General features: G+C 71.3%; 14 protein-coding genes. 10 read left to right on the forward strand and 4 right to left on the reverse strand.

Annotation, left to right across the window (positions count from 1 at the left end; all coding sequences use genetic code 11):
* Position 1 precedes the first annotated feature (1 nt).
* Both ACZ4TO_RS28235 and ACZ4TO_RS28240 read left to right on the forward strand, forming a co-directional pair.
* Positions 2-1,096 carry a hypothetical protein gene (locus ACZ4TO_RS28235; RefSeq protein WP_468025565.1) on the forward strand — a complete coding sequence of 365 codons (1,095 nt, stop codon included), beginning with the start codon at positions 2-4 and terminating at the stop codon, positions 1,094-1,096.
* Positions 1,097-1,158: 62 nt separating this feature from the next.
* Entirely contained in the window at positions 1,159-2,439 is a 1,281-nt protein-coding gene (locus ACZ4TO_RS28240) for a hypothetical protein (protein ID WP_382792098.1), read from the forward strand.
* Positions 2,440-2,566: 127 nt separating this feature from the next.
* On the opposite strand, the gene ACZ4TO_RS28245 is transcribed toward ACZ4TO_RS28240, so the two are convergent.
* Positions 2,567-4,063 (reverse strand): oligopeptide:H+ symporter, encoded by a 1,497-nt coding sequence (locus ACZ4TO_RS28245; RefSeq protein ID WP_382791933.1) that lies wholly within the window; start codon positions 4,061-4,063, stop codon positions 2,567-2,569.
* 526 nt (positions 4,064-4,589) lie between these two features.
* Between ACZ4TO_RS28245 and ACZ4TO_RS28250 the strand changes: the two genes are divergently transcribed.
* Positions 4,590-5,267 (forward strand): response regulator transcription factor, encoded by a 678-nt coding sequence (locus tag ACZ4TO_RS28250; RefSeq protein ID WP_018566970.1) that lies wholly within the window; start codon positions 4,590-4,592, stop codon positions 5,265-5,267.
* Between the two features lie 122 nt (positions 5,268-5,389).
* The gene (locus ACZ4TO_RS28255) at positions 5,390-6,673 is read left to right on the forward strand and encodes an ATP-binding protein (RefSeq protein WP_382791936.1); all 1,284 of its coding nucleotides are present in this window, start codon (positions 5,390-5,392) and stop codon (positions 6,671-6,673) included.
* A 67-nt stretch (positions 6,674-6,740) separates the two neighbouring features.
* Here ACZ4TO_RS28255 and ACZ4TO_RS28260 read toward each other — a convergent pair whose 3' ends face one another.
* Complete coding sequence (locus ACZ4TO_RS28260; RefSeq protein WP_382791939.1) at positions 6,741-7,286, reverse strand: GtrA family protein; 546 nt, start codon at positions 7,284-7,286, stop codon at positions 6,741-6,743.
* Between the two features lie 209 nt (positions 7,287-7,495).
* On the opposite strand from ACZ4TO_RS28260, the gene ACZ4TO_RS28265 reads away from it, so the two are divergent.
* From ACZ4TO_RS28265 to ACZ4TO_RS28280, 4 genes are all read left to right on the forward strand, one after another.
* Entirely contained in the window at positions 7,496-8,656 is a 1,161-nt protein-coding gene (locus ACZ4TO_RS28265; RefSeq protein WP_382791941.1) for a 5-(carboxyamino)imidazole ribonucleotide synthase, read from the forward strand.
* Positions 8,653-9,177, forward strand: coding sequence for a 5-(carboxyamino)imidazole ribonucleotide mutase (gene purE / locus ACZ4TO_RS28270; RefSeq protein WP_103550685.1), 525 nt, complete (start codon positions 8,653-8,655; stop codon positions 9,175-9,177). Before ACZ4TO_RS28265 ends, purE begins: the two co-directional genes overlap by 4 nt.
* Before the next feature lie 5 nt (positions 9,178-9,182).
* A complete protein-coding gene (locus ACZ4TO_RS28275; protein ID WP_382791944.1) occupies positions 9,183-10,376 on the forward strand; it encodes a dipeptidase in 1,194 nt (397 codons plus the stop codon).
* Positions 10,377-10,599: 223 nt separating this feature from the next.
* Positions 10,600-11,802, forward strand: coding sequence for a dipeptidase (locus tag ACZ4TO_RS28280; RefSeq protein WP_468025532.1), 1,203 nt, complete (start codon positions 10,600-10,602; stop codon positions 11,800-11,802).
* 34 nt (positions 11,803-11,836) lie between these two features.
* Here the strand turns inward: ACZ4TO_RS28280 and ACZ4TO_RS28285 are convergent, their stop codons facing one another.
* Entirely contained in the window at positions 11,837-12,196 is a 360-nt protein-coding gene (locus ACZ4TO_RS28285) for a VOC family protein (RefSeq protein ID WP_467850030.1), read from the reverse strand.
* A gap of 104 nt (positions 12,197-12,300) precedes the next feature.
* Here ACZ4TO_RS28285 and ACZ4TO_RS28290 point away from each other — a divergent pair, with 104 nt between their 5' ends.
* The gene (locus ACZ4TO_RS28290) at positions 12,301-12,846 is read left to right on the forward strand and encodes a CGNR zinc finger domain-containing protein (RefSeq protein ID WP_468025533.1); all 546 of its coding nucleotides are present in this window, start codon (positions 12,301-12,303) and stop codon (positions 12,844-12,846) included.
* Between the two features lie 288 nt (positions 12,847-13,134).
* On the opposite strand, the gene ACZ4TO_RS28295 is transcribed toward ACZ4TO_RS28290, so the two are convergent.
* Complete coding sequence (locus ACZ4TO_RS28295) at positions 13,135-14,478, reverse strand: UDP-glucose dehydrogenase family protein (protein WP_382791955.1); 1,344 nt, start codon at positions 14,476-14,478, stop codon at positions 13,135-13,137.
* A gap of 191 nt (positions 14,479-14,669) precedes the next feature.
* On the opposite strand from ACZ4TO_RS28295, the gene ACZ4TO_RS28300 reads away from it, so the two are divergent.
* Positions 14,670-15,827, forward strand: a complete 1,158-nt coding sequence (locus tag ACZ4TO_RS28300; RefSeq protein ID WP_365495182.1) for an acyl-CoA dehydrogenase — start codon at positions 14,670-14,672, stop codon at positions 15,825-15,827.
* The last annotated feature ends 67 nt before the right edge of the window (positions 15,828-15,894 follow it).

Here is a 15,894-nt window from a genome sequence, read left to right on the forward strand (position 1 = left end):
GATGCGGGCGGCGGCGCTGGGGCTGGTGCTGGCCCTCGCGATGGTCCCGGCGGTGCTGGGCTCGGCGGGATCGGTGTCGGCCGCCGGGAAGCCGGTCGTCACGCTGTCCAGGTCCGAGGCGGGAACCGGTGGTTCGATCACCGTGACCGGCGGCGGATGGCGGCCCGGGACGCTGCTGATGATGCTGATCTGCGGGCAGTCCGTGCCCTCGCGCGGGGTCATCGGAGGCACCAACTCCTGCGCCAACGCCGACGGACGGGCCGTCACCACCGACGCCAAGGGCGGCTTCAGCAGGAAACTGCCGGTCACCGAGCCGCCCAGGCCCTGCCCCTGCGTGGTGCACGTCGCCACCGTCACCGGGGAGAAGGCCGAGGCCGACGCCGTCTTCATGGTGGCCGGGCACGCGGTCGAGCCGCTGCCGAAGGAGGAGAGCGGCGGCCGCATCTCGGTGCTGACCGACCCCCGGCTCGACGGGTCCAGTGGTCTGCTGACCTGGTTCGGCTCACCGCCCTCGCGCACCCTCGTCCTCACCGTCGGCAACGTCGGCACCAGCCCCGTGAAGGACCCGGTCTTCCAGGTCGGCACCGCCCACGGGGTGTTCGCCCCGCAGTGGGAGGAACAGCAGTGGCGCGGCAGCATCGCGCCCGGCCGCAAGGCACAGATCAGACTCCCGGTCGAACTGTCGGCCGGGGCGCACGGCGACTACACGATCTCGCTGAAGTACGGCGGGAAGGTGCTCGCCGAGCAGCCGTGGGGCGTGGGCCGCCCCTGGGGAGTCACCGTCTTCTGGATCCTGCTCTGCGTGGTCGTCCCGGCCGCCGTGTTCCGTGTCGGCATGGCCGTGGTGGACCGGGTGCGCCCCCGCAGGTCGACCGGACGGGCCGGACGGCACCGGGGGCTGCGGCCGGGCGAGCTCACCCTGCGCCTGCCCTGGGTTCACCCCGCCCCCCGGACACCGGCGGACGACTCCGCCTCCCCGGTTCCCGCCCTGCCCTGGTTCACCCCGGAGACCGATCCGGGGACCGGGACGAACGGTCAGCTCTCCGCACCGCACGAGAACGGTTCGACGACGCAGACGAGAAAGGGGCATACGTGAGCACGCAACGGAGAGTGGTACGGGCCGGAGGCCGCAGAGCGGGCGCGGCCGGGGTCGCGCTGATGCTCGGCGGTGCGGGCATCCTGCTGGCGGTGGCCGCCGTCCCCGCGCAGGCCGCCGAGGTGTCGTACAGCACGGAGTGCATCCCGCCCGCGATCTCCGGGCTGCCCGCCGTCCAGGGCACCACGAAGGTGGAGATCACCGCGCCCGCCGAGGCGAAGGTGGGCGACGAGGTCACCATCACCTGGAAGTTCACCCAGGCCGCCTCGAAGAACCCCGACGTCCTCGACCTCGACGCGAACACCGTCAAGCCCACCGGGACGCTGAAGGCGGGCGGCGCGCAGACGGCGGCCGTCGCGATGGAGGGACCGCGCGAGAACCCCGCCATCCCCAAGAACAGCGCCATGAAGCTGTCCGACATGACGGGCAAGCTGAAGCTGACGACGGCGGGCGATGTCACGCTCACCCCGGACGCGTACAACATCAACGTCAGCAAGCCGATCTCCACCGACACCAAGTGCACGCCCAAGGAGGCGGTGAGCCCCTCGGCGACCATCAAGGTGACGAGCGGTGGTTCGGGCGGCACGCCGACGCCGACGCCGACTCCCACCCCCACGCCGACGCCGACCCCGACGGCGCCGAGCGGTTCGGCCACCCCGTCGCCGAGCGGCAGCGGGACCGACGGGGGCGGTGACACCGGCGGGTCCGGCGGACAGACCGACTTCACGGGCAAGGAGGTCTCCGTGCCCTACGCCTGCAAGACGCCCATCGGAGACAAGAACGCCACCTCGGCCGTCCAGATCAACGCCAAGAAGAGCGGCGGGAGCTTCGCGCTCACGGTGCAGTTCAAGGCGTCGGTGATGGACAGCCCGGCGGACATCCCCGCGGACTCCGTGAAGCCGTCGATGGAGGTGGTCCTGGGCGGCGCCGACAAGGGCACGGTGCATGTGGAGGGTCCGACGAACTCCGCGCCCATCAAGTCCGGCGACCCGATCGAGATCCCCGATCTGACGGGCACCTACAAGCCGGGCGCGACCGGCAGTTCGACCCTGTCCCCGGGAGTCCTCACCGTGATGGCCCTGGGCACGACGACGACCTGCACCCCGGGCAAGTCCGAGGTCTCGCTGACCCTGGACACCTCGCAGCAGGCGAGCGGCGCCTCGGGCGGCGGCTCCACCTCGTCCGGCTCCGGTTCCGCCGGCACGTCCTCCAGCGGCGGCCTGGCGGAGACGGGCTCCGACAGCCACAGCGCCCTCCAGGCGCTCGGACTGGTGGCGGGCACGGTCGTGCTGCTGGGCGGTGCGGTCTTCACCTTCATGCCGGGCCGCCGCCGGACACGGTGAGCGGCACGCGCTGATCCCCGTGACCCCCGACCCGGTCCCCGCCCCGGCCGCCGGCCGGCCGCGGGAACGGCGAAGGGCCGCCGCACCGAACGGTGCGGCGGCCCTTCGCCGTGCTGTGGAGCCGACGTCAGCGGACGTCGCCCATGAGCGTCTTGACCTTCTTGCGGTACATCCACACCGCGACACCGGCGATCACGGCGAGCGCGGCCTCCAGGGCGACGATGCCCGTCTTGTTGAGGTCGACCTCGGCGATGGAGAGCAGACCGGTCGTGGCGTCACCGGCGGTGACGGCCAGGAACCAGACACCCATCATCTGGGAGGCGTACTTCGCCGGAGCCATCTTCGTGGTGACGGAGAGGCCGACCGGGGAGAGCGTCAGCTCACCGACGGTCTGCACGAAGTAGATCGCCACCAGCCACATCGCGGCCGCCTTGTGACCGCCCTCGGCGATCGTCAGCGGGGCCAGGAAGAGGAAGAACGACGCGCCGATCAGGATCAGACCCGAGGCGAACTTCGTCGCCGTGCTCGGCTCCTTGCCGCGCTTGTTCAGCCACAGCCAGGCCCAGGCGAAGACCGGGGCCAGCGCCATGATCATGACCGGGTTGACCGACTGGTACCAGGAGACCGGGAACTCCCAGCCGAAGATGGTGTTCTTGGCCGACTCGTCGGCGAAGATCGACATCGTCGAGCCGCCCTGGTCGTAGATCATCCAGAAGACGGCGGCGGCGACGAAGAACCAGATGTACGCGGACATCTTCGACTGGTCGGCGCGGTCCAGGGACTTGTCGCGCTTGATGCGCCCGATGACCATGACCGGGATGACCAGGCCGGCGATCGTGATCGGGACCAGCAGCCAGTTCAGCGTGTAGTGGCCCGAGAAGCCGACGATCGCGTAGAACACGACGGCGACAGCGGCCCACAGCGCGGACTTGCGCAGCGTCGAGGACTTCTCCTCGGCCGTCAGAGGCGTGGGGACCTCGTGCGAACGGGCGCTGAGGTGACGGCCGCCGAGCAGGTACTGGATGAGACCCAGCGCCATGCCGAGCGCGGCGAGGGCGAAGCCCAGGTGCCAGTTCACGTTCTCGCCGACGGTGCCGATGATCAGCGGGGCGGCGAAGGCGCCGAGGTTGATGCCGACGTAGAACAGCGTGAAGCCACCGTCACGGCGCGGGTCGTCCGGGCCGTCGTAGAGGTGGCCCACCATCGTGGAGATGTTGGCCTTCAGCAGACCGGAACCGATCGCCACGAGACCGAGGCCCGCGTAGAAGGTGCCGGAGGAGGGCAGAGCCAGCGTGAGGTGGCCCAGCATGATGATCAGACCCGCGACGGCGACCGTCTTGCGGGGGCCGAGGACACGGTCCGCGAACCAGCCGCCGGGCAGGGCGAGCAGGTACACGAGGGAGAGGTACACGGAGTAGATCGCGGTCGCGGTGGCCGCGCTGAGGTGCAGGCCGCCCGGTGCCACCAGGTACAGCGGGAGCAGTGCCTTCATCCCGTAGTAGGAGAAACGCTCCCACATCTCGGTCATGAAGAGAGTGGCCAGTCCGCGGGGGTGGCCGAAGAAGGTCTTCTCGGAGCCGGAGATTCCCGGGGAAACCGAGTCCTTCGTCAGGCTGGACGCCATGGTCGATCCTTGCTGGTCGGGACGCGCTGTTGGGGGGTCCCCTCACTCACGCGGACAGCGGGAGCTCGGGGGAATACGCGCCCATGGGGGGCGGCCGGCACCGGCGGGGTCCGGCGTCCCTCCCCACGCCCATGGGGAGTCCGCTACGGCATTGCCGGAGCGGCGGACGGCGACCACCGGGATCCACGCCCGGCACGCGTCAGCGTGTCCGGGCCCGGCCACAGGTCTTTCCTTCGAGGCTGGCTGACACCAGCCCGCACACAGAAGAGACCTTCAGCATCAAGTTCGAGCCAAAGGTCCCGATGTGGTGCAACAGGCGTCTGGTCACCATACGACATCGCAATGCCCCATATGGAAGGACTTGAGACATGGATCACAGGCGATCATGGAACCGCGAGCGATCTTTCGAAGGTGTCATCAAGGATCGCATCGCACACCCGCAGGTAAGAAACACCCGGACGGAGGGTGTGAATCCCACGGGCGGATCACTGCCCGGGCGTGCTGCACGGCGGACTACCATCACCCCATGACCCGTGTACTGCTCGCCGAGGACGACGCGTCCATCTCGGAGCCGCTGGCCCGTGCCCTGCGCCGGGAGGGTTACGAGGTCGAAGTCCGCGAGGACGGACCCACCGCGCTCGACGCCGGCATGCAGGGCGGCGTCGACCTGGTCGTCCTGGACCTCGGACTGCCCGGCATGGACGGCCTGGAAGTCGCCCGCCGGCTCCGCGCCGAGGGCCACACCGTGCCCATCCTCATCCTCACCGCGCGCGCCGACGAGGTGGACACCGTCGTCGGCCTCGACGCGGGCGCCGACGACTACGTCACCAAGCCGTTCCGGCTGGCCGAACTGCTCGCCCGGGTCCGGGCGCTGCTCCGGCGCGGCGCCGCCGAGCCCCAGCAGCCGCCCGCCACCCACGGCGTGCGCATCGACGTCGAGTCGCACCGCGCCTGGATGGGCGACGAGGAACTCCAGCTCACGGCGAAGGAGTTCGACCTCCTGCGGGTCCTGGTGCGCGACGCGGGCCGCGTCGTCACCCGCGACCAGCTCATGCGCGAGGTCTGGGACACCACGTGGTGGTCCTCCACCAAGACGCTCGACATGCACATCTCCTGGCTGCGCAAGAAGCTCGGCGACGACGCCGCGAACCCCCGCTACATCGCGACGGTACGAGGGGTCGGCTTCCGCTTCGAGAAGAGCTGAGGCTCCGGGCCGGTCCGGTCCGGCCGGCGTGGAAAACCCGCGCCCCGGACCGGTGACCGGCTCGGCCCGCAGCGGCGAACGTGCACACTGGTCCCGGTACAGCCATCTGCCCGGAGGGCCCCGTGCGTCGCCGTCTGATCCAGTCCACCCTCGCCGTCGTCCTCGTGGTGATCGCCGTCTTCGGCGTCTCGCTCGTCATCGTCGAGACCCGCACGATCAGCAACAGCGCCCAGGAGCGCGTGGACTCCGAGGCGCTGCGCCTGGCCAGCATCGTGGACAGCCGCATCCTCGGCGACGAGAACATCTCCGGCGACACGTTCAAGAACCAGGTCACCGACCGGCGCTACGCCGTCATCAGGATCCCGGGCCGCGACCCCATCGAGGTCGGCAGCCAGCCCACCGGCGACGTCATCCAGTACACCGCCAGGGGCGAGTCGGGTGAGACCGTCACCGTCCAGGAGCCCCGCTCCTCGGTGACCAAGGAGGTCGGCCGCACGCTCCTGGTCATCGGAGCCGTCGCCCTCCTCGCGATCATCGCCGCCGTCCTGCTCGCCGTACGCCAGGCCAACCGTCTCGCCTCCCCGCTCACCGACCTCGCCGAGACGGCGGAACGGCTGGGCTCGGGCGACCCCCGCCCGCGGCACAAGCGCTACGGCGTCCCCGAGCTCGACCGGGTCGCCGACGTCCTGGACGGCAGCGCCGAGCGCATCGGCCGCATGCTCACCGCCGAGCGCCGCCTGGCCGCCGACGCCTCCCACCAGCTCCGGACACCGCTGACGGCGCTCTCCATGCGGCTGGAGGAGATCACCCTCACCGACGACCCCGACACGGTCAAGGAGGAGGCGACCATCGCGCTGACGCAGGTGGAGCGCCTCACCGACGTGGTCGAGCGGCTGCTCACCAACGCCCGCGACCCGCGGACCGGCTCCGCCGTCTCCTTCGACCTCGACGAGGTCATCAAGCAGCAGCTCGAGGAATGGCGCCCCGCCTACCGCAGCTCCGGCCGCGCGATCGTCAGCTCCGGCAAGCGACATCTCCAGGCGGTGGGAACCCCGGGCGCGGTCGCCCAGGTCCTCGCGGCACTGATCGAGAACTCCCTCATGCACGGCGGCGGCACCGTCGCGCTGCGCACCCGCGTGACCGGCAACCAGGCCGTCATCGAGGTCACCGACGAGGGCCCCGGCGTCCCCACCGACCTCGGCGCCCGCATCTTCGAGCGCACCATCAGCGGCCGCAACTCCACGGGAATCGGTCTCGCCGTCGCCCGCGACCTCGCGGAGGCGGACGGCGGCCGGCTGGAGATGCTCCAGGCCCAGCCGCCGGTCTTCGGCCTGTTCCTGTCCCGCACCCCGCACAAGCGCCCGCCCCGCCTCGCCGAGGACGACGAGGAGCGCACGGTCAGGTAGGGCACGAGGAGCGCGAGGCAGGGGTTCCCACGGTGAGGCCGGGGGCTCGGGGCAGGGGACCGCGCGGTCAGTTCACGCGGGCCCGCGGACGGCGCGTCCCGGGCTCAGGCTCCTCGTCCAGGAACGATTCGGCGCTGGCCACGGCCTCGCGGGCCGGAAGCGCCCGGAACACCCAGGTGCGGTAGGACCAGAAGCGGAAGAGCGTCGCGACACCGATGCCGAGGAACTTGAAGACGTTGCTCTGCAGCGGGCTGTCCCAGCCGAAGCCGTACGTCGCCACGTACAGCACGCCGTTCTCGATGACCAGGCCCACCGCGCTGAACAGCAGGAACAGCGTCAGTTCCTTCGTGCGCCCGCCCTTGTCGCGGTCCCGGTAGGTGAAGTAGCGGAACCCGACGTAGTTGAAGGCGATCGACACGACCGTGGCGATGACACTGGCCCGCACGACCTGCAGGTCCGTGAGGTGGCGCACCAGGTTGAACACGAGCAGGTTGACGAGCAGCCCCGCACCGCCCACCGCGCCGAACTTGGCGACCTCCCGGAAGAGCAGGTCGAAGCGGCGCCGAACCGCGCTGCGAGGCCCGGTATGAGGCCCCGGTGTAGCACTGCCCATGGTCTTGCCAGCCCCTGTCGGTGGGTCTCGTCGTGTGCCGCGCCGGTGAACGCGCGGTGGAATACGCCAACCAGCCCATGCTAACCAGCGCTCCCGCACGGTGCCTGTGCATGTGCTCACAGGTAAGAAAAGAGCCGGTCACCGGAAGGGAAAATCGGGCGAATCGCCGCGGAAATCGGCCAGGGTGGCGCGGCCGATACTCTTGGAGCGTGACGTTCCCGGTAGTCGGCATGGTCGGCGGTGGCCAGCTCGCTCGTATGACACACGAGGCGGGCATCCCGCTCGGCATCAAGTTCAAGCTCCTCAGTGACACTCCACAGGATTCCGCGGCGCAGGTCGTCGGCGAAGTCGTCATCGGCGACTACCGCGACCTCGACACGCTGCGCGACTTCGCGCGGGGCTGTGACGTGATCACCTTCGATCACGAGCACGTCCCCACCGAGCACCTGCGGGCCCTGGAAGCGGACGGCATCCCCGTCCGGCCGGGCCCCGACGCGCTCGTGCACGCCCAGGACAAGGGTGTGATGCGCGCGAAGCTCGACGAGATCGGCGTGCCGTGCCCCCGGCACCGCATCGTGACCGACGTCGCGGACGTGGCCGCGTTCGCGGCGGAAGGCCTCGCGGAGGGGGAGGAGGGTGACGGCTTCCCGATCATCCTCAAGACCGTCCGCGGCGGCTACGACGGCAAGGGCGTCTGGTTCGTCCGCTCCCTGGAGGAGGCCGCCGACCCGTTCCGCGCCGGCGTCCCCGTCCTCGCCGAGGAGAAGGTCGACTTCGCCCGCGAACTCGCCGCGAACGTCGTCCGCTCCCCGCACGGCCAGGCCGTCGCCTACCCCGTCGTCGAGTCCCAGCAGGTCGGCGGCGTCTGCGACACCGTGATCGCCCCGGCGCCCGGCATCGCCGAGGAGCTGGCCCTGGAGGCGCAGGAACTGGCACTGCGCATCGCCAAGGAACTCGGGGTCGTCGGCCACCTGGCCGTCGAGCTCTTCGAGACCCGCGACGGACGCATCCTCGTCAACGAACTGGCCATGCGCCCGCACAACTCGGGCCACTGGACCCAGGACGGCGCGGTCACCTCCCAGTTCGCCAACCACGTCCGCGCGGTCCTCGACCTCCCGCTCGGCGACCCGCGCCCGCGCGCCACGTGGACCGTCATGGCGAACGTCCTCGGCGGCGACTACCCCGACATGTACTCCGCGTACCTGCACTGCATGGCCCGCGACCCGCAGCTCAAGATCCACATGTACGGCAAGGACGTGAAGCCCGGCCGTAAGGTCGGCCACGTCAACACCTACGGCGACGACCTGGACGACGTCCTTGAGCGCGCCCGGCACGCAGCCGGCTACCTGAGAGGCACGATCACCGAATGAGCCCCGTTGTAGGCATCGTCATGGGTTCGGACTCCGACTGGCCGGTCATGGAGGCCGCCGCCCAGGCGCTGGACGAGTTCGAGATCCCCTACGAGGTGGATGTCGTCTCCGCGCACCGCATGCCGCGCGAGATGATCGCGTACGGCGAGCAGGCCGCGGAGCGCGGGCTCAAGGCGATCATCGCGGGCGCCGGCGGGGCCGCCCACCTGCCCGGGATGCTGGCCTCGGTCACCCCGCTGCCCGTCATCGGCGTGCCCGTCCCGCTCAAGTACCTCGACGGCATGGACTCGCTGCTCTCCATCGTGCAGATGCCGGCCGGCGTGCCGGTGGCCACCGTCTCCGTCGGCGGCGCCCGCAACGCGGGTCTGCTGGCCGCCCGGATGCTCGCCGCCCACGACGAGGAACTCCTCGGCCGGATGCGGGAGTTCCAGCAGGAACTGAACGACCAGGCCACCGAGAAGGGCAAGCGGCTGCGCGCCAAGGTCGAGGGCGCAGCCGGCGGCTTCGGCTTCGGGAAGTGACGCGGATGCCGTCGTCCTCCCTGCCCTCGATCGACCGCGCCCGCGCCCTGCTCGACGAGTTCCCGGTCGTCGACGGACACAACGACCTGCCCTACGCGCTGCGGGAGCAGGTCCGCTACGACCTCGGCGCCCGTGACATCGCCACCGACCAGAGCGCCCACCTGCACACGGACCTGGCCCGGCTGCGCGCGGGCGGCGTCGGCGCGCAGTACTGGTCGGTGTACGTCCGCTCCGACCTGCCCGGCGCCCTCACCGCGACACTGGAACAGATCGACTGCGTACGGCAGCTGATCGACCGGTACCCGGCCGACCTGCGCGGCGCGCTGACGGCCGCGGACATGGAGGCGGCCCGCGCCGAGGGCCGTATCGCCTCGCTCATGGGCGCGGAGGGCGGTCACTCGATCGACAACTCCCTCGCCGCCCTGCGCGGGCTGTACGCGCTCGGCGTCCGCTACATGACCCTCACCCACAACGACAACAACGCCTGGGCGGACTCGGCGACGGACGCTCCCGTCGTGGGCGGCCTGTCCGCCTTCGGCCGCGAGGTCGTACGGGAGATGAACCGCGAGGGCATGCTCGTGGACCTCTCGCACGTGGCCGCGACGACCATGCGCGACGCGCTCGACACCTCCGTCGCGCCGGTGATCTTCTCGCACTCCTCGGCCCGCGCCGTGTGCGACCACCCGCGCAACATCCCGGACGACGTGCTGGAGCGGCTGCCCGCCAACGGGGGAGTGGCGATGGTGACGTTCGTGCCGAAGTTCGTCCTCCAGGCGGCGGTCGACTGGACGGCGGCGGCCGACGACAACATGCGCGCGAACGGCTTCCACCACCTCGACACCACCGCCGAGGCCATGAAGATCCACCGGGCCTTCGAGGAGGACAACCCGCGCCCGATCGCCACCGTCTCCACGGTCGCCGACCACCTCGACCACATGCGCGAGGTCGCCGGCATCGACCACCTCGGCATCGGCGGCGACTACGACGGCACGGCGTTCACCCCGGCCGGACTGGACGACGTCTCGGGCTATCCGAACCTGATCGCCGAGCTCCTCGACCGCGGCTGGTCCTCCACGGACGTGGCCAAGCTGACCTGGCAGAACGCCGTGCGCGTGCTGGGCGCGGCGGAGGACGTCGCCCGCGACCTCCGGTCCCGCCGGGCGCCGTCGAACGCGACGCTGGAGCAGTTGGACGGCTGAGGACTGATCGGCTGACGGCACATCGAGTTGCCGGGCCCCGGACTCCGGGACCCACGAAGGCGCCCGGGCTTCCCGCCCGGGCGCCTTCCGCGTGCGCCCGGCAGGTCGGTGGAAGCGGTGGGCTACCCCGAACGCCGCATCCACCAGGAAGCGCCCCGGGCCCCGTGCCACGGTGGCGGTAACACCGCTGGTGATCACCGCTGCCCACACTCCGGAGCCTGTCATGGCAGACCTGCAGGACGAACTGCACTCCACCGCCGAGGTGGGAGAGCTCGATCCGCCCGCTGCCTGGCCCGACACCGAGGCGCTGCCCGCCGACCCCCTCCTCGCAGGCGCCACGGCCCTCGTCACCGGCTCCGGCGCCCCGGACCGCGCCGCGGATCGCGTCCGGGACCGCGCCCCGGCGGGAGCCGACGGCTCCGACCCGCTGGCGCGAGCCCGTACGTTCCTGGCCGGCAACCCCGTCGCCGACGGCTACAGCGGGCTCCCCTGGGCCCTGCGCCACCTGCCCTGGTTCGATCTGGAGCTCGGCGAGAGCGCCGTGGACACGGACCTGCCGCGCCTGCGCGAAGGACACGTGGGCGCCCTGTTCTGGTCGCTGCACCTGCCCAGGGGCCTCGCCGGGGACCGGGCCGTCGGCGCCACCCTGGAGCAGCTCGACCTGGCCAGGACCGTGATCCACGCCCACCCCGAGGGCCTGCGGGCCGCGTGCGGAGCCGGTGAGGTCGCCGACGCCCGCAACCGCGGCCGCGTCGCCGTCGTCCTCGGCCCGGCCGGAGCCGCCGCGCTCGGCGATTCGCTCGGCATCCTGCGCGCCCTGCACACGCTCGGCCTGCGCGTCCTCACCCTCACCGGCGCCTCATGGGCGGGTGAGACGGGCCTGACCCGGTTCGGCGAGGAGGTGCTGCGCGAGATGAACCGGCTCGGCGTCCTCGCCGACCTCTCCGGCAGCTCGGACGCCACGATCGGCCGCGCTCTGGCCGCCTCCAAGGCCCCGGTCCTGTTCACCCGCTCGGCCGCCCGCGCCCTGCGCCCCCACCCGTCGAACCTGTCCGACGAGGTCCTGGCCGAACTCGGCTTCGCCAAGGGCCTGTGCATGGTCCCGCTCACCGCCGAACAGACCGGCCCGTCCGTCCGGGACGTCGCCGACCACCTCGACCACGTCCGCGCGCTCGCGGGCGCCGAGTGCGTCGGCCTCTCGGGCACGTACGACTCCGGGACCGCCCACCCGCAGGACCTCGCCGACGCCTCCTGCTATCCGCACCTGATCGCGGAGCTCATCACCCGGGGCTGGTCCGGCTCCGACCTCGCCCTGCTCACCTGGGGAAACGTCCAGCGCGTGCTGCGCGGCGCGGACTTCACCGCCCGCGCCGCGCAGCACCGCAGGCCGCCGTCCTCCGCGAGGATCGCCGACCTGGACGGCTGACCGCCGCCCGGGTCCGTTCAGCGGGCGCGGAGGCTCAGCAGGCGCAGAGGCAGAACGGGTGTCCGGCCGGGTCGGCGTACACCCGGAAGGAACGCGACCGGTCCTCGGTGTCCAGCGGCGTCGCGCCGAGCGCCAGCACGCCCTTCTCCGCCACGTCCAGGTCCTCGACGTTCAGGTCGAGGTGGAGCTGCTGCGAGCCGTCGGGCGACGGCCAGCGCGGCGGTACGTACCCGGGCGCGGCCTGGAACGCCAGCTTGCGGCCGCCGGGCACCTCCAGGTCGATCCAGTCGGTCTCCTCCGTGATGGTGCCGCCCAGCACCCCCGCGTAGAACTCGGCGAGCGCGCGCGGGTCGGGACAGTCCAGGACGACGACGTCCAGTACGGCGAGAGCCATGACTTCCTCCGTGGGATCTCGAGCAACACCGGTGCGTTACCCACAAACCTCTTCAAGGGGTAACGGTTACTCCATGCTCCCGCATTGGAGGTAACGTCGCAAGCATGAATGACAGAGCGCCCGCACCCGGCGGTCTCGCCCTGGTCCAGGCCCTGGTGAACACCCTGGACCTCGAGTCGGGCGCCGACTCCCTGGACACCCCCGACGGGCTGGCGCGCTTCGGCCTGACGGCGGGCGAGGCGGCGGGGGCCCGTGAGCTGCGCGAGTCGCTGCGGGCGGTGTGCCTGGCGCACGCGGGGCATCCGGCACACCGGACGGTGACCCCGCTCGGGCAACTCCTCGCCCGCGCGCCCCTGCGGGTGACACTCGACGCGGACGGCGGCACCGCGCGCCTGGTCCCCGCCGCCGAGCCCATGCCCGAGGACCCCGCCGGGGCCGCTCGGCCCTCCCCGGTGGTGCCCCTCGCCTTCCGTGTCGCCGCCGCGATCGCCGACTCGCTGGTCGAGGGCACCTGGCCCCGGCTGAAGGCCTGCGAGGCTCCGACCTGCCATTGGGCGTACTTCGACCGCTCGCCCGCCGGCCGCGGCCGCTGGTGCTCGATGGCGGTGTGCGGGGCCCGCGCCAAGATGCGCCGCTACCGCGCGAAGTAGCCTCCGGCCACGGTAAATCCTGCGGGCGGAGGGGCCGGGAGCCGGACGTGGTCCGGCGGTCCCCGGTCACCGCACAGCGAAGTGGTGCAGAATGCAACCGGCGCCGGTCCGGCCGACTGAGCCTCGGCCGGACCGGCGTCCACCGTCACGCCCTCGCCCGAGACCCGGCCCGATCCCGGAACCGGCGCCGCGATCGACGCCCCGCCTCGGGACCGGAACCCCAGGGCCCTGCCACCTGGAACTCCGGAGCCCGGGCCCCGGCTCTCGCGGCGGTCGCCCCTCAGGGGCTCAGGCCGTCGGCCGGCCCATCGCCCGGTACGTCCAGCCCGCCCGGCGCCACAGCTCCGGGTCCAGCGCGTTCCGCCCGTCAAGCAGCACCCGGGACGTCGCCGCCTCACCCAGCACCGCCGGGTCCAGCTCGCGGAACTCGCGCCACTCCGTCAGGTGCAGGACGACATCGGCACCCCGTACGGCCTCCACGGCCGAGCGGGCGTACCCGAGCGTCGGGAACAGCCGCTTGGCGTTCTCCATGCCCTTCGGGTCGTACACGGTCACCTGGCCGCCCTGGAGGTGGATCTGCCCGGCGACGTTCAGCGCCGGGGAGTCGCGCACGTCGTCCGAGTCCGGCTTGAAGGTCGCGCCGAGCACGGCGACCCGCTTGCCGAGGAAGGAACCGCCACCGAGCGCGTCACGGGCCATCTCCACCATCTGACCGCGGCGCCGCATGTTGATGGAGTCGATCTCGCGCAGGAAGGTCAGCGCCTGGTCGGCACCCAGCTCACCGGCGCGCGCCATGAAGGCACGGATGTCCTTGGGCAGACAGCCGCCGCCGAAGCCGATCCCGGCCCGCAGGAACTTCTTCCCGATCCGCTCGTCGTGCCCTATGGCCTCGGCCAGCTTCGCGACATCGCCGCCCGCGGCCTCGCAGACCTCGGCCATCGCGTTGATGAAGGAGATCTTGGTGGCGAGGAAGGAGTTCGCAGACGTCTTCACCAGCTCGGCGGTGGGGAAGTCGGTCACGACGAACGGCGTGCCCTCGGCGACCGGCGTCACATAGACCTCGCGGAGCAGCTTCTCGGAGCGCTCGCTGCGCACGCCCACCACGATCCGGTCGGGGTGCAGCGTGTCGTTCACGGCGAAGCCCTCGCGCAGGAACTCCGGGTTCCAGGCCAGCTCGGCGTCCTCGCCCGCGGGCGCCAGCTCGGCCAGCCGCGCGGCCAGCCGCTCCGCCGAGCCGACCGGCACGGTGGACTTGCCGACGACGAGGGCGGGGCCGTGCAGATGCGGCGCCAGCGCCTCGAAGGCGGCATCGACGTACGACATGTCGCAGGCGTACTCGCCGTGCTTCTGCGGTGTGTTCACACACACGAAGTGGACGTCGCCGAACGCGCCGACCTCGGCCCAGTCCATGGTGAAGCGGAGCCGGCCCGAGGAGCCCTCGATGCCGGCCACGTGCTTGCGCAGCAGCTCCTCGAGACCGGGCTCGAACATCGGGACCTCGCCCCGCTGGAGCATCTCGATCTTCTCCGGCACGACATCGAGTCCGAGGACCTCGAAGCCGAGCTCGGCCATGGCCGCGGCGTGGGTGGCGCCGAGGTAGCCGGTGCCGATCACGGTGATCTTGAGGGCCATGGGTGCTCCTGAGGTGTGCGGCGCGTCGGTGCGCGCCCGAGCATAGTCGGGGCTTCGGGGAGCGCTTTCACGGGCACTTTTACCCCTGTCGCCAACCTCACGTATCCGTCCCGCGGGCGGGGGCCTAAAATTTGTGTTACTTAACGGTAGTTAGCGCCGCCAGCACAGCACCTTTTGGAGCGTGAGAGACCTTGGCCGGATCGGCTGATTTCGACCTGTACCGCCCGTCCGAGGAGCACGACATGCTCCGGGACGCGATCCGCTCGCTGGCCGAGGCGAAAATCGCGCCGTACGCCGCCGCGGTGGACGAGGAAGCCCGCTTCCCGCAGGAGGCGCTGGACGCCCTGGTCGCGAACGACCTGCACGCCGTGCACGTCCCCGAGGAGTACGGCGGCGCCGGTGCCGACGCCCTCGCGACGGTCATCGTGATCGAGGAGGTGGCCCGCGTCTGCGTGTCCTCCTCCCTGATCCCCGCGGTGAACAAGCTGGGCTCGCTGCCGGTGATCCTCTCCGGCTCCGAGGACCTGAAGAAGAAGTACCTGAGCCCGCTCGCCAAGGGCGACGGCATGTTCTCGTACTGCCTCTCCGAGCCGGACGCCGGTTCGGACGCGGCCGGCATGAAGACGCGGGCCGTCCGCGACGGCGACTACTGGGTCCTGAACGGCGTGAAGCGCTGGATCACGAACGCGGGCGTCTCCGAGTACTACACGGTCATGGCGGTGACCGACCCGACGAAGCGCTCCAAGGGCATCAGCGCCTTCGTCGTCGAGAAGTCCGACGAGGGCGTGTCCTTCGGCGCCCCCGAGAAGAAGCTCGGCATCAAGGGCAGCCCGACCCGCGAGGTCTACCTCGACAACGTCCGCATCCCCGCCGACCGCATGATCGGCGAGGAGGGCACCGGCTTCGCGACGGCCATGAAGACCCTGGACCACACCCGCATCACCATCGCGGCCCAGGCCCTCGGTGTCGCCCAGGGCGCCCTCGACTACGCCAAGGGCTACGTCCAGGAGCGCAAGCAGTTCGGCAAGGCGATCGCCGACTTCCAGGGCATCCAGTTCATGCTCGCCGACATGGCCATGAAGATCGAGGCCGCCCGCCAGCTCACGTACGCGGCCGCCGCCAAGTCGGAGCGCGGCGACAAGGACCTCACCTTCCAGGGCGCCGCCGCCAAGTGCTTCGCCTCGGACGTGGCCATGGAGGTCACCACCGACGCCGTCCAGCTCCTCGGCGGCTACGGCTACACCCGCGACTACCCGGTCGAGCGCATGATGCGCGACGCGAAAATTACCCAGATCTACGAAGGCACGAACCAGGTCCAGCGCATCGTCATGGCGCGCAACCTGCCGTAGTACGCCGCCTGCCGGGAATCGGCCGGCAGTGGACGGGGGAAGAGGTGAGAGGCGCCCCGGCGCGCCT

This window comes from Streptomyces sp. NPDC028298 (genome assembly GCF_055565895.1).